The organism is Paenibacillus pabuli NBRC 13638 (assembly GCF_001514495.1).
Classification (GTDB): Bacteria; Bacillota; Bacilli; order Paenibacillales; family Paenibacillaceae; genus Paenibacillus; species Paenibacillus pabuli.
Genome location: NZ_BCNM01000008.1, coordinates 21,958 through 36,555 on the forward strand (window position 1 = coordinate 21,958; position 14,598 = coordinate 36,555).

8 protein-coding genes are annotated in these 14,598 nt (G+C 48.1%); all 8 read right to left on the reverse strand.

What is annotated here, in order from left to right:
- Window positions 1-1,170, reverse strand: coding sequence for a dihydrodipicolinate synthase family protein (locus tag PPA03S_RS12390; protein ID WP_062323266.1), 1,170 nt, complete (start codon window positions 1,168-1,170; stop codon window positions 1-3).
- Window positions 1,171-1,185: 15 nt separating this feature from the next.
- Window positions 1,186-2,337 (reverse strand): Gfo/Idh/MocA family protein, encoded by a 1,152-nt coding sequence (locus PPA03S_RS12395; protein ID WP_062323268.1) that lies wholly within the window; start codon window positions 2,335-2,337, stop codon window positions 1,186-1,188.
- A gap of 258 nt (window positions 2,338-2,595) precedes the next feature.
- Window positions 2,596-3,432 (reverse strand): helix-turn-helix transcriptional regulator, encoded by an 837-nt coding sequence (locus tag PPA03S_RS12400; protein ID WP_062323270.1) that lies wholly within the window; start codon window positions 3,430-3,432, stop codon window positions 2,596-2,598.
- An 854-nt stretch (window positions 3,433-4,286) separates the two neighbouring features.
- Window positions 4,287-4,529 carry a hypothetical protein gene (locus tag PPA03S_RS33290; protein ID WP_167666019.1) on the reverse strand — a complete coding sequence of 81 codons (243 nt, stop codon included), beginning with the start codon at window positions 4,527-4,529 and terminating at the stop codon, window positions 4,287-4,289.
- 93 nt (window positions 4,530-4,622) lie between these two features.
- A complete protein-coding gene (locus PPA03S_RS12415) occupies window positions 4,623-9,389 on the reverse strand; it encodes a polysaccharide lyase family 8 super-sandwich domain-containing protein (RefSeq protein WP_062323275.1) in 4,767 nt (1,588 codons plus the stop codon).
- Between the two features lie 880 nt (window positions 9,390-10,269).
- Window positions 10,270-11,328 (reverse strand): BtaManbiosPhlase, encoded by a 1,059-nt coding sequence (locus tag PPA03S_RS12420; protein ID WP_062323276.1) that lies wholly within the window; start codon window positions 11,326-11,328, stop codon window positions 10,270-10,272.
- A gap of 17 nt (window positions 11,329-11,345) precedes the next feature.
- Window positions 11,346-12,878 carry a response regulator transcription factor gene (locus tag PPA03S_RS12425; RefSeq protein ID WP_062323278.1) on the reverse strand — a complete coding sequence of 511 codons (1,533 nt, stop codon included), beginning with the start codon at window positions 12,876-12,878 and terminating at the stop codon, window positions 11,346-11,348.
- Window positions 12,853-14,541 carry a sensor histidine kinase gene (locus PPA03S_RS12430; RefSeq protein ID WP_167666020.1) on the reverse strand — a complete coding sequence of 563 codons (1,689 nt, stop codon included), beginning with the start codon at window positions 14,539-14,541 and terminating at the stop codon, window positions 12,853-12,855. Before PPA03S_RS12430 ends, PPA03S_RS12425 begins: the two co-directional genes overlap by 26 nt.
- Window positions 14,542-14,598 lie beyond the last annotated feature (57 nt).

A 14,598-nucleotide genomic window follows, 5' to 3' on the forward strand; every position in this document is an offset into this window, starting at 1 on the left:
TTACAGCCGAATACCTGCCAGCGCTAAGACAGGCTTCATCCGCTCGGCGGCAAGCTCTGGATCGGCCAATAGCCCGGCCCGGTCGGCAAGCACGAACAGCTCGGCCAAATGGACGATCGAGCGCGATCCCTCAGCTCCCCCGATCATGCGGAAATGCGGTTGGTGACCGTTCAAATAGGCCATGAACACAATTCCCGTCTTGTAGGTGTACGTCGGCTTCTGGAAAATATGACGCGACAAGGCAACGGTAGGCTCCATAATCGCCTCATAACTGACCAGATCGCCTGCGTCTAGCGCATGAAGCGCCTGGGCAGCGGCCGGCCCGATCGCGTCGAATATGCCGAGCAGCGCATGGCTGTAGCCGTGCTCATCACCCTTGATCAGTTCCGGGTAGTTGAAGTCGTCGCCGGTGTACATCTTGACGCCTTCCGGCAGCAGCCGACGCATCTTGATTTCTTTACCGGCATCGAGCAGCGAGATTTTAATCCCGTCGACCTTGTCCACGTTTGCCCGAATGACGCGCAAACAAACGTCCATCGCCTCATCCAGATCGTCCTTGCATCCCCAATAGCCGGCCAGAGCGGGATCGAACATGTCGCCAAGCCAATGCAGAATGACCGGCTGTTTCACCTGTTCCAAAATGCGCCCATACACCCGCTGGTAATCCTCGGGCCCTTTCGCGCAAGCGGCAAGCGCGCGGCTCGCCATCAGAATGACTTGACCGCCCTCGCCTTCGATGAAGCCGACTTGCTCTTCATAGGCGGCTTCCACGTCGGCGATCGTGACCGACGGTCCCGGGAGCAGATGATCGGTTCCCGCGCCGCAGGCGACTTTGCCGCCAACCGAGCGCGCTTCCACGATCGAAGTGCGGATAAGCTCCTTCGAGCGGTTCCAGTCGAGGCCCATCCCGCGCTGCGCGGTATCCATCGCTTCCGCCACGGCCAGACCGAGCGACCACAGATGGTGACGGTAGGCGAGGGTCGAGTTCCAATCGATCTGCGCGTGATGCAGCGGATCGGCATCCGCAAACGGATCGCATACGACATGGGCGGCCGAGAAGGCAATACGGCCCGTAAACGGCTTGGTCGACACAGCAAGCGAGCCGGCTTTGCCAAGAGCATATTCATACAACGCTCCCCCTGCGCGGGGGAGGAGCAGCGATTTAGTCATCTGGACTCCCCTCCTTTACAGGCTCAGCTTCGGCACGTCGATCCAGCGGCGTTCCTGCCACGACTGCAAGCTTAGATCGGCAAGCTGGGTTCCCTTCGCACCTTCGAGCAAATCCCACGGAAACGGCGTGCCGATGACGACATGCTTCAAGAAGAGTTCCCATTGCACCTTGAACGCGTTGTCGTATGACGCGTTGTCCGGTACCTCCACCCATTGTTCACGGAACTGGAACGGGTTCGGAATGTCCGGATTCCATACCGGCTTCGGCGTATTGACCCGATGCTGCGTCTTGCAGTCCCGCAAACCCGCCACGGCGCTGCCTTCGGTGCCGTCGACCGTAACTGTGAGCAGATCGTCGCGGTCTACGCGCACCGCCCAGGACGAGTTGGCCTGCACGATAATGCCGCCTTCCAGCTCAAATATGGCGTACGCCGCATCATCTGCCGTGCAGTCGTACGGAACGCCCTGCTCATCCAGACGTTTCGGAATATGTGTAGCGGCAAGACAGGAAACAGCCTTCACTTCCCCGAACAAATTCTCGAGAACATAGCGCCAGTGTGCAAACATGTCGACGATAATACCGCCGCCGTCTTCCTTGCGGTAGTTCCACGATGGCCGCTGACCCTGCTGCCAGTCGCCTTCGAACACCCAATAGCCGAACTCCATCCGCACGGACAAGATACGCCCGAAGAAGCCGGAGTCGATCAAGCGCTTCAGCTTAAGCAAACCGGGTAAAAATAGCTTGTCTTGCACGACGCCGTTTCTCACGCCCGCCTCGGCGGCGATGCGGGCCAGTTCGAGCGCTCCTTCGAGATCGACGGCTGTCGGCTTCTCGCAATAAATATGCTTGCCCGCCGTGATCGCCTGCTTGATGCTTTCCGCGCGGCGCACCGTCGTCTGGCTATCGAAATAAATTTCATTGTATGGATCGGCGAGGCATGCTTCAAGATCGGTGCTCCAACGCTCGACGCCGTGGGCGGCGGCCAGAACCTGCAGCTTCTTCTCCTGACGGCCGACCAGAATCGGGTCGGGCATGATGACGTCTCCGCCCGATAGCGCGACGCCTCCCTGCTTGCGAATTGCAAGGATCGAACGGATTAAATGCTGGTTGGTTCCCATCCGTCCGGTAACGCCGTTCATAGTAATGCCGATGTTGCGAACTGCCATCGTTCATTGCCCCCTTCGCTTCGTATATCCGTATTATAGTCGGTGCGAAACCGCTTTTCTTACGATTCCGGGAACACGATTCTCAATTTCGGAAGCGAATTGTTCAAGCGAAAAACAACATCCCCCGCGGGCGCTTAGCCAATGGGGGATGAAGGGGAACTTACGTTTCAATCAATCGGCCATTCGGCCGCTGATTGCATTCTTGTTCGTTTGATCGCACGATTGTGCGCTCGCTTGTCCTTTTTGACGGAAGGCTGCCTACTCGGCTTGCGCGGGTGCGTTCAGCTCCCGGTACGTTTTTGGTGACAGCTTCGCGACAGCTTTGAACGACCGGTAAAACGTAGATACGGAATCGTAGCCGACCTCGAAGCAGATCGAAATAATGTCCTTACTTGTTTCCACCAGCAACTTCTGGGCGATGCGAATGCGTACCTCGGTCAAATATTGCATTGGTGTCATGTTGTACCGTTCCTTGAAGATGTTGTTCACGTGCCGCGTGCTGATGTCCAGCTTGGAGGCGATGTCCCCCGCGGTCAGCGGATCAAAATACTTCGAATCGATATAGCTGCGAATTTTCTCGGCACGAAGCTTGTTGGAGCTGGAGCCCGCTCCGGCGGCCTCCGTTCCGGCCGATCGAACCAGCAAGAGCAGCAGCTGAGAGAGCTGGACTTTGAGCGAAAGCCGGACGAGCAGCGACAGCTCCCTGGACTGCTCGAACAGCATTTTCCTCAGCAGCTGACGCAGTTCGCTCGCAGCAAACAATCCCGGCTTCATCAGACAGGAGGCCGGAAAGTAGTCGTGGAGCAGCTGCGCCCTCATATCCGGATCGAGCACCGCCTCATCAAACGCCAACACTAGCAGGGTCAGCCTAGAGTCGGACATGACCGAGTGGACGGAATACGGCACGATCAGCGCCGTATCGTCGACCACCAGCTTCCGTTTCTCCCCCCCCAGCCGGATAGCGCCTTCGCCCTCCAGCACAAACAGCAGCTGGTGCGTCTGGTGATAGTGCTCAGACACGAGATGTCCGCCAGTATGCTTCTGCTCGTATAAATCTATCGCATTCCTGGACAAGTCAATCCATTTAATTGTCACGGCGAAGCCTCCGTTTTATTGAAGCGTTTCATTTAAAGCCATTTTAGCGCGATCGGCGGCTTCGGACAACATTTTAGAATAAGCGCAGCCCGGACACCGCAAGCACCACCGCTTTCTCACTAATTTCCTATTTACTCATCATGCATTCGTTTTACCTGATCCATTTTCACCAATCAGAGTGTTTACCTCACATATGGTTAATTTAGAAGTATGCATTGAGGTGGACCTCCCAAAACCCCTTTTTCTATATTCCACCATACGAATACAACAACAACACATAAAAATCTTATGAGCAAAGAATAGCGATGCTCCTAAGAATTTGCTGACACGAACACTTCCGATCCCGTCCGCGTGCTCGACTTTTGGTCAGACAAGCTCGGGGGCAGCTCTGCATAGAATTTCAACTCTTCCAAATAAAACAAATGATCTTAGAGGATCAAAGTCTTAACTATCCACATACCTTTCAGCACTCTTGCAAATTCCCCACAACAAAATTTCTCACCGTAACTTATATTCATTAATCAATCCGACTAAATATTTATAATTATCCTCTGTAATTCCAAAAGTATTTTGGAATTTTTTTGATAAAAATCTTCTGCAAATTTTATAGTATCATCGCATAATTGATTTGCCTCAAGAATATTCTCCTTCCAATATTCAATACATTTAATTGCTTTCTTGTCTTTTGAAGACAATTTATGCTCTAAGCAAAAATTCAAGTCTTTTATAAATTTATTCCAACTTTTATATTGAAGAAAAATTTGCATCTTTTTTCTGTGCCACGTTTTCAATCTGCAATTTTGAAATTCTAGTATCATTTGTTATTTGTGAGAAAAACGGAAAAATATAAGGGGTTATATCCTGTTTTTCGCTAACTGCTCATCAAGACTGGACAATCGCATTAAATGTAATTGTAAATCTGTAATTGCTGTCTCAATCCTACGTTTTTCTTCTTTAATAATAAGCCGAATATCAAAATCATTATTATTTACATATTGATTAATGTTATTTAAACTCATCCCCATATTTTTAAGTGAAATGATCACGAAAATTTTTGAGTAAAGAATTTGAATCATAAAATCGATGACCATACTCATTGATAATTGTAGACGGGTTGTAGATGACCGGGAAAAAGCGCCGGCACAGCATGAGGAACATATCTGTTCCTACGCTGTGCCTGCTGTTATTTGTTATTGTTCCAATATTCGAACCAATATGGTCACCGCTTCCGCCCGGGTCGCAGTACCTTTCGGAACGAACTTATTGTCGCCGCGGCCGCTCACGATGTCCAGCTTGCGAACCGCCTCAATTGCGCCTTTCGCCCACTTCGGGATGTCCTTATCGTCCGCGAAGCCGGTCGTTACGCCTGCTTCAGCAGAATGTTTAAGCGCTCTAGCGATCATCGCTGCCATTTCCGCACGGGTTATACGCGCATTCGGCCGGAAGCTGCCGTCCGCGTACCCGCTCACAATGCCTGCTTCAACAGCATTCGTGATTTCTTGCTTCGACCATCCGCCGATTTTGGCCTCGTCCGTAAACGCAGCCACTGAACTTGCTCCTTCCAGACTAAGCGCCTTGGCCAGCATGAACGTAAATTCGGCGCGGGTAATGGCGGTATTCGGCTTGAATGTTCCGTCCGGATAGCCGCTAACAAGCTTCATGCCCGCCGCGCTCAGGATGGCGCTCTTCGCCCAATGTTCCGCGATGTCTGTGAACGATGGCGCCGGTGCGTTCGATTCGCCGCTTTCGTCATTCTTCTCGCCTACCGCCATGACCGCAAACTTGGTGAAGTGATCCACCTCGGCCGTAATTCGATCGCCGTTCACAACGCTGCCTATTTCAACCCATACTTTATTTGCTTCGTCATAGTAGAAAATAGCGGCTCTTTGATTGTCTTCTACGAGAGACGGATCGAACTTCATCGAGATGACGATCGGCTTCTTAAAGTTGCCGGCTGTATTTTTCGTCAATTCAAAGACGTTGCTGATAAGCGTTTCCTTATCGAATATGAGGTTTGCCGTACTGAGCAGCTTCTCGATCTCGATGCGCAGCTCTTGCTCCGCCGCCCCTGCGCCTATCGTTAGGATAACTTCTTTATCAAGGCTGACCTCGCCGGCCCGTCCACTCGGAATAAGAATGATGCCGTTAGTCGATTCGATGACGGAAGTATCATTGCCATTACCTGTGCCGCTGACCGGCGTTTCCGGTTGCGGATCCGTCGGTGTCTCCGATTGCGGAGCCTTCGGTGTCCCCGTCACGGCATTGGAGAACTTGCTCTCGCCCCCCACTCCCACGGCTTTCACTGAGAATGCGTATTGCGTTCCATTCGTCAGACCGGTTACGGTGTATGCGGTTTCCGTGACGTCCGCCTGTACTTGCACCCAATCGGACGGATCCACCGGAGCCGCAGACCCTGCATACTTGTAAACGACATAGCGATCCGCTCCAGCCACGGCATCCCAACTCAGTGAAACTTTCCGGTCGTCCGCCAAGGCGGCAAGACGAACCGGCGCTGTCGGAACCTGCGACAATGTCGAACTCGGCGTCGCCGTCACGGCCATGGAGAAATCGCTCTCGCCTCTCGCATCTACGGCTTTTACCGCGAACGCATAGCTCGTTTCATTCGTCAATCCGGTTACCGTATACGTGGCTTCCGTTACGCTGTCTTGAACCAGCTGCCAGTTGACCGGATCGGCCGGCGCCGCCATGCCTTCATATTGGTACACGGAATAGGTGACGCTTTCCGCCGAAGCATCCCATTTTAAGGTTACGGATTGGTCACCGGGCGCTGCTGTCAAATTCGCAGGCGAAGCCGGAACAGTTGCTTCATCCGACGACGGGATCACTTCGTTCGACGGAATGGATGCCGCCGAATCGCCTTGGGTGGTTGTAGCGACTACCGTAAAGGTATACGCCGTACCGTTCGTCAGACCGGTGACGGTGATTGGGCTGTCCGAACCTTCCGCCGTCGCAACAGCTTCTCCGTTTGCCCACGCGGTTACCTTATACCCTGTAATTTCGCTTCCGCCGTTATGAACCGGCGCGGCAAAGCTCACCTCAGCGGACGCGTCATGACCGACGGCATGCACATCGGCAGGTGTGTCCGGGACGGTAGCAAGAGCCGAATATACTTTAAATTCCCAGAGTGAGTAGCCGTATGTGGTTCCTCTTTTCGCGCCATTCATCTGAACGTATCTTGCATTCACGGGTTCGAAGGAGATTGTATCGACTCCGCCGTCTCCGGTTGTGGTGCCATAAACTGGAGTCCAATTCTTCGCGTCGTCGGAAACCTGAATTTCGTATGCCTTGCCGTATGCGTCTTCCCAATGTAGGGCGACCTCCTGGATGGACTGGCTAGAGCCAAGATCAACATAGATCCACTGCGGATCGGAATAGTTAGATCCCCAACGGGTACTAAGTGAGCCATCGACTGCATAACCGGGCCCCACGTTCGCGGCTCTGGATGAGCTTGCCACTACCGGCTTGCCTTCTGCAAGATTGGGTGGTACTGCTTCATACACGTTAAACTCATTAAGCGAGTAGCCATTTCCGGTACCCTGCTGAACTCCTTGCATACGAACGTACCTGGCACTGACCGGACTAAAAGAAATGTCTTCGATTCCGCCTTTACCCGTCGTCGTTGAGTAAACATCCGTCCAGATGACAGCATCGTTCGATACTTGAATTTTATAACTCTTCCCGTATGCTTTCTCCCAATTTAGCCTAACTTTATTGATCAAAAATTGATTTTGCAAATCAACATAAATCCATTCATTATCCGAATCGTTTGAACCCCAATACGAAGTTCTATAAAGATCCGTAGCCTTCGAGGCATATAGGTTGTCTTTGCTGGATGAAGCGGTTGCACCTTTATCGTAAGCGAGATCGAATCCGCTGTCGTCGATGGAGGATCCCTCATTCAAAGTAATGCTTCTGCCTGTGAACGTATCCTTGCCGAGCGTATAGCTTGTCGTGGATGTTTCTCCGTTCCGATCCAGCGTCACGTTCACTGTAATCCCCGGTGTTTCGGGATTGGCAACTGAAATACGGACAGGTGCTGTGGATTCGTCAACGATAACCATTGCGGGTTGATCTACTGTGACAGTCAAACCGTCTCTCACCGTCACCGTTCCTGGTTGATAAAACAGCAACTCCGCAATTCCCAGAGACGTATGCCGGACAGCCTGGACGGACGATGTATTCGAAAGAATACTTATCGGGTTGTCGCTCGCGTAGCTGCTGACCTCTCCGGAGGTTTTATTCGGCAATACAATGTATTGGTAGGAAGCGTTTGTGGGATTCACGCCATGATCTAGCCAAAGCGAAAAAATCGGCTTGGTAATCGCCTCCGTTGAACTTCCCGAGATGACGTCGCTCCATTTTCCGGTTTTCGTCTCCCGTTTTACTTGAAAATCCGTCGGATTCGGGAATATATATCCGATATTATCGTTATAGGCCCAGCGTCCGTTAGTTTGCATCGTTCCGTCCGCTATCGGATTGCCGTCTACGAGAACTTCACCTATCGCCTGACTTTGGTTCAATGTCGTGTGGATCGGCGCGGTATTCGTCGAAGCGATTCCTGCACCAAGCGCCACCATTTCATCATCGAAAAAGAAGTAGCCTTTCTTTCCGCTTGTACTCAACTTGTTAAAATCAAATGCGGTGGCTCCGTAACGCTCGTTTGTCACTCCGCCTACAAACGTTTTGGGATTGTTGAAATTCCCGTCTTTCGTGAGTGCGTACGGGGCCGTCGTACCGGGAACATGAGCCCAGTCCATCAACGGGTAAACGGGTCTGTATTCGTCGCCGGTTCTCTGAATGGCGGTAGCTCCTTGCGGCGTCCAGTACAACAGGTTATATCCGCTGGGATTAATCGTTCTCCATTCGCCGCCTTTAACCGTGCTGGAGGACATCTTGACCGTAATTCCGTAGTCGGTCCGCATATGGGAGGAGACGAGCGTCTGCCATTGCGTCATATTGTTGGCGTTCAGTCCGTTGCTCGTGTTCGTGCCGATCATGCGAATATTATCAAGGAAACTCGCAAACTCCGCAGCTCTCTTCGGATTCGCCGCCTGCATCCACTGCAACGGATCTTCATAGAAGGTCAAAGCCGCGCTCGCATAATCCGGCCAGTCAGGTCCATTCATCCCCATGCCCAGATCGGCAACGTCACCTCTCACGAGATACCGGGTGCCGTCCAACAAATAGGACGATAACGAATCAATCGCCGCCTCGCTGTATGAGAACATGGTGCCCGAGGTAATGAACGCCCAGAATGACATATCTCTGGCAAAGCTTCTTCCATAGCCCGTCGTATAATTCGTTTTGCCATGCATGAAAAAAGACATGTCCGACTGGATTCCCGTCAACGTCGTCGTCACATTCGACAGTACGTTAAACGCATTCACGGCGTTCCGCACGATCTGGGCATCCTCCAGCAATAAGCCCCGGTACATATAATTTTGATTGTACCAGGACGAATTGGCTCCATCGACAGTGTGAGGGCTGCTGTCTAACGTGTCAATAATATTGGAGACTTGCGTTGCCGTTAAATAGCCTTCACATAGAAGCGCAATTTTTTCCAGCCTTAGTTGTTTGCCGATTCCGGTCTCCCACCAGTTGGTTGAAGTCGGCTTTACCGTGAACCAATAATCCAGCGCCTTTTGAATACCATCTAACAACGTTTCACTATGATAGTTTGGATCATTCGGGTCAGCAAACGCCTGCGCCATCGACTGCAACCGGTCTAATGCAAGGTAGGGTGACCAACCTCTCCCATTGGCGGCGGAAGTTGTACTCGCATAATCGACATCGCCCCAGCTTCCATCCGGTTTTTGATTGGATAAATAAGTACCTGCCTGTGACTTGAAGGTCCATTCGACCCGGCCGTTCGTTCCGTCATTTATGATATCTTTGGAGATGTAAAAATCAACCATACGCTTTTTCATCATTTTCATATCAACGATTTCTTGAGAAGCATTCGTTTCCTCGGGAGTGCTCGCCGATACGGGCGAGTATAAAAATATGGACGATATAATTGAACAAACAATAACAAGACATATCCACCTCTTTACAAACCTTTGCATTTGGTTAGTCATTCACATGCGCTCCTTTGTTTAACTAATCTTAAAAATTTGATGATAGCGCTTTCCACTTCATGGATGGAAGACCGTTTACTTGTCAAGTTGCTTTTTGCATCGCTTTCCTCCTTTCATCGAGACCGGCCAATCGCATCAGCGTCCCGTTATCTATGCCGTTACTTTACAAAGCCCTCGTTGCAACGGCAATTCCGGATAGCTCCAATTTTTCCTGTAAGCGCAGATTTACGAACTTCCCAAAAACAAACGATTTTACTCTCTTGACACACACAAATCATCGTTAACACTCTATTACCGACAGGCAATCGGTCGGTAGTAAAGGAGGTCCAATAATGAGACTAAAAAAAGAAACAGATGAACGCTGAGCTATTCGGTCAGAAAGGCTTCGACGGTACGAGTACTTTAAGTATTCAGCCCCATTGTAAGGATCCGTACGAACCATCATCTCAAGCGGCTCGATGAAGTCCGCAGAATAGCTAGTTACTCCTTTGATCGGGTCTTTGCTAGCGCTACCCGTACTGGATGTACCTTCGCTAGTTGAACCTTGGCTTGAATTGTCTGATCCACATGCTGCTAGCATTGATATGGTCAGTAATAGAATGGTTAGCAGCTGTACCCCTTCCGCTCAAATGTAAGCGCATACTTTATTTCGCTTATGTTAAAGACTATCAACTAACAGAGTTTAACGTAATCCCAAAATACTCTAAAAACATCCAAAATTGTTCAAAGAAAATCAACCTTATACATAATCCAAGCTATCCAGCAGCTCCGTTATGCTGAATTCACAGCCAGCCATACTTGTATCCGCTGCTCCGTAGTACATCTTTACTGTATCTCCTACGACTATTGCACCGCAGGAGAACACAACCCCGCCAAAAAATCCTTTCATCTCATACTCAGCCTCAGGCACAAGAAAAGGTTTAGTTGAGCGTGCAATCACCTTCGATGGATCATTCAGATCAAGCAGTATAGCGCCCATACAATAACGATTGTCCTTAGAAGCACCGTGATACAGCTCAAGCCAGCCTCTCTCAGTCTTAAACGGGACTGCTCCTCCACCGATTCTGCCATCGTCCCACATGCCTTCTCGGAGCCCTATTAAATGCTGATGATTGCCCCAATACAATAAATTGTCAGATTCAGCTATCCAAATCTCAGGATCAGCATTACTCTTCGGCACAGGTCTGTGCAGTGCATAGTATTTTCCGTTGATCTTCTCTGGGAATATGAGCACGTCCTTATTCTCAGGTGCAAATATCATGCCTCGCCGTTCGAATGTAACAAAATCCGCAGTGTATGCAAGAACCTCACCAACCCCATAGGAGGAAGCGGCGCTATAGTAGATGTAGTAGCCATCGTCCATTGCTGTAATGCGCGGATCTTCTATCCCATAGACCTCTAACTCACTGAAAGGATAGATTGCAGGCTCGTCATCTACAGTAAAATGACGTCCGTCTTTACTTCTTGCGATGCGAAGATAGGATAATGAAGTGAGAAACTCCCATTTGGACTCTCCTCTCCTGCATATAAACCGAGGATCGGAAAAATCATAGCGCTCATCACTCGTGTGAAATTCTAGAATCTCCAGTTGATGGGTATCTGCTCGATAGACAGGTGCCCTCACAACATCTGGCTCGTAGCTAATGGGTCTTTCAGCAACGCGAAGCAGCATGATGATCTCATCACCATAACTAGTTATTCCAGCGTTAAAGGCCCCTATTACCTCATACCCTTCCTTATGGGGCTTCACATCTTCTGGCCCGACAAGCGGATTGTTTTCATATCGGTAGATTTTCAATTTCTGTCACTCCTAGATTAAGTAGTTGAGGACTCACCATGCAGGATCTTTCTATATTCTGTTGGTGTGACCTTAGTAAATTTTTTGAATACTTGTACGAAATATTTATACTCTTGATATCCAACTTGGCTAGCAATATGCCTTACCTTGTCCGGTGTTTTTTCCAGCAGCAGCTTTGCCTTCTCAATTCGAAATTCATTTAGATATTCATTGAAGCTTATGCCTACATCCTGCTTAAATAAAGAGCTGAAGTAGTTCGGAGATAGATTAATAAGATCTGCAACCTCTGAAGCTTTGATGTCACTTGCATAGTACTTTTGAATATATTCAATCGCACTTTCCATCGCCCAATGTTGATGTCTGGTCTTGCCTTGACCCACGAAATAGGCAGCAGCAGCCATATCTTCCTCAAGCAATTGGCGCAGCCTGTTATAGGAACCATATGAAGTAACAGACTGAATTTTAAATTCCCGAATAGGAAATTCTTTATTTCGAACTAACTTTTCATATTGAAGCACGATCTTTTTCTCAATGTATTGGCATTGCTTATATGCATCTGGCAATAAACAGACGTTCTGTATAAAAAATTCAATCAACTTTCTAACCAATTCCATAATTTGATTGATATCCGACTTGAATACACCCTTAATTAATTCATCAACCAATTCTGTGGGCACATCATGCTTGCTGTTCCATGAAAGATTACTTGGATTATGATGCGATCGCACATAGGTGAAGCGACGATTGCGTGCAATACTCTCAGTTAAAGTGGATCTAAGATTAGAATAAATGTGATTCACTTTACTTATAAGATGAGGAGTAGTGTTTAATGCAATGAAGTCCACATTGGATTTCTTAACTTCCTTTAGCAGATGCCTCAACTCTAGCTGAGAGAGCGTTTGCAACCATTGATAGATACAGATGAATGAAAGATGCTCATCCAGTTCGATAAACAGTGCTTTTAATTGGTATTGCTTCAATACAGCTTGAATACAAGCGTATTGGCTATCACTCCTCATGATGGATTGATCAGTCTTGCTGCTTAGTGCAAAATAAGCGTTCCTTTGTAGGAGTTCATTATCCTGATTAAAGAGGCGCTCATCGCCCTCAATTTTCCCAAAAATGATATTTCGGAGTTCCATCTCCAAATAATATTCATCTTCTTGTTCCTTACGATTGATCTTTTCCACAACTGTACGTACGGTTTCTATTAACTCACTAATTTCTACAGGCTTCAGCAAATAACTTTTAACGCCTACCCCCATTGCTTTTCTGGCATACTCAAAATCATCGTATCCACTAAGGAGTATGACTTTAGGCGTTTTCGGTAGCTTATGAAGCCTTTCAGCCATCTCCAGACCGTCCATTATAGGCATTCTGACATCACTTAGTATAATATCGACGTCCCCATATGCCTCCAGCCAGTTAAGGGCTTCAAGACCATCCTGGGCAACGCCAACAACTTCTGCCCCGCATTCTTCCCATGGTACAGTCAGCCTGAGACCTTCACACATAATAGGTTCGTCATCTACCAAAAGTATCTTTCTCATTGTGTGATTCCCCCAAAGGTTGATAGAGCCTTTCCACATTTATATCTTTTGGAATGATCGGTAAACAGATTGTGATCCATGTTCCCGATTTGTTAGGTTTATTCCATCGGAGTCCGTAGTTGCTTCCAAAGGCTAGCACCAAACGATCTTGAAGATTTTTGAGAGCATGCCCTTCATTTTCATGGATACAGCGATTGAACTGCTTGAAAGTCAGTCCACAGCCATTATCAATCACATCAATGACCAGCATCGAGTTCTCTTCATAGCAGCGAACACATATCGTCTTAAGTGCTCGTTGCATTTTGAACCCATGAACGATCGAATTTTCAACCAATATTTGAATGGTTTTCTTCATCAAGGTTAAAGATTCGATGGTACAGTCATAAAAGATGTGATATTGCAGCGTATTGCCGATTCTTTTCTGTTGCAGATCCAGATAACTAGATAAGAAAAGAATTTCGTCTCCAAGGGAATTCCATATTTTTTGCTGCAGATTGACTCGAAAAATACGAGACAATTGTTCAATTAAGATACTTGTCTCTTCTGCCTTCTCCAGCCTCGCTTTCCAGCGAATCATATCAAGTGTATTATAGAGAAAATGAGGATCGATTTGGCTGAACAATGCCTTCATCTCAAACTCTTTCTGCTTGATCTTCAAGTTATACTCAATCTCAATATAGCTCTGAATCGTTTCTACCATCTGGTTGAATCTCGTCCCGAGTTTGCCGATCTCATCCATAGCAGTGACATGAACCCTCACGGAGAAATCGCGCTTCACCATCCGCTCTGTCTTTCTCGTTAAGTCGATGATGCGACGAATAATAGAGTAATAGAAACCGAACAGCGCAACCAGTCCTAATATCGTTAAGGTGATAACCATATTACGGATCAACGCACTAATTTGAGCGAGTTGATTTGCTACTGACTTTTCATTGACCACAGCAATTAAGTTCCAATTGACATCTGCAATTGACCGCTTAACTACAAGATAGTCCTTTTCATCTGCTGAATATTGGAATGATGATTCTTGCGTGTTATCGATATTTTGAAGCAACTGCCCCAGCTCTGGACCATCATTGCCCACTTTAAGAATGGCTTGATTATGTTCATTCGTCAGATACACTGCTCCACTAGTTCCAATATTTGGTATTTCCACAAGCTTATTCAGTTGCTGCACATCCAGTCTGATGCGGATAAGACCAATTTGTTTCCGAATATCGTTATAATCATTAATCACTCTAGATAACGAGATCACCTCTTTACTCTCACCGCTCCATGCGCTTTGTAATTGGTAGGCATCACTCCATACCATACGACCCTTCTGCTGAACTGCAATTGTATTCCATTGCTGCTCATCTCCATTCATAGGTTCGCCAGCATCAATGGATTGACTATTTACACTCTCAAGTTTAATAGATGTGATAAATTCTTTGGACTGCAACTGAAAGAGCAAATAACCATTAATATTAGCAATGCGCTGCACCATATCCCGATCATTCAGTTGCTCTGTTGATGTCAACATATATCTTCGGATATCATCATTAAATATTGCGTAGGCTGAGATGTTCTCCACTTCCCTAACAATAGAAATCAGATTGTTTTCAATTTTGTCCAGTACATCTTGAGTCGATTCCAATGCTTGCTTTTTGAATACTAGATCCATCTCATAATAGATATAGGTTCCAATAAGCATCGTTGGTAGTGTAATGACAAGTAGAAA

Bases quoted from the DNA above. Each gene is read 5' to 3' on its own strand.
- PPA03S_RS12390 (WP_062323266.1), bottom strand. From the start codon at position 1,170: ATGACTAAATCGCTGCTCCTCCCCCGCGCAGGGGGAGCGTTGTATGAA.
- PPA03S_RS12395 (WP_062323268.1), bottom strand. From the start codon at position 2,337: ATGGCAGTTCGCAACATCGGCATTACTATGAACGGCGTTACCGGACGG.
- PPA03S_RS33290 (WP_167666019.1), bottom strand. From the start codon at position 4,529: ATGAGTATGGTCATCGATTTTATGATTCAAATTCTTTACTCAAAAATT.
- PPA03S_RS12415 (WP_062323275.1), bottom strand. From the start codon at position 9,389: ATGAAAATGATGAAAAAGCGTATGGTTGATTTTTACATCTCCAAAGAT.
- PPA03S_RS12425 (WP_062323278.1), bottom strand. From the start codon at position 12,878: ATGAGAAAGATACTTTTGGTAGATGACGAACCTATTATGTGTGAAGGT.
- PPA03S_RS12430 (WP_167666020.1), bottom strand. From the start codon at position 14,541: ATGGATCTAGTATTCAAAAAGCAAGCATTGGAATCGACTCAAGATGTA.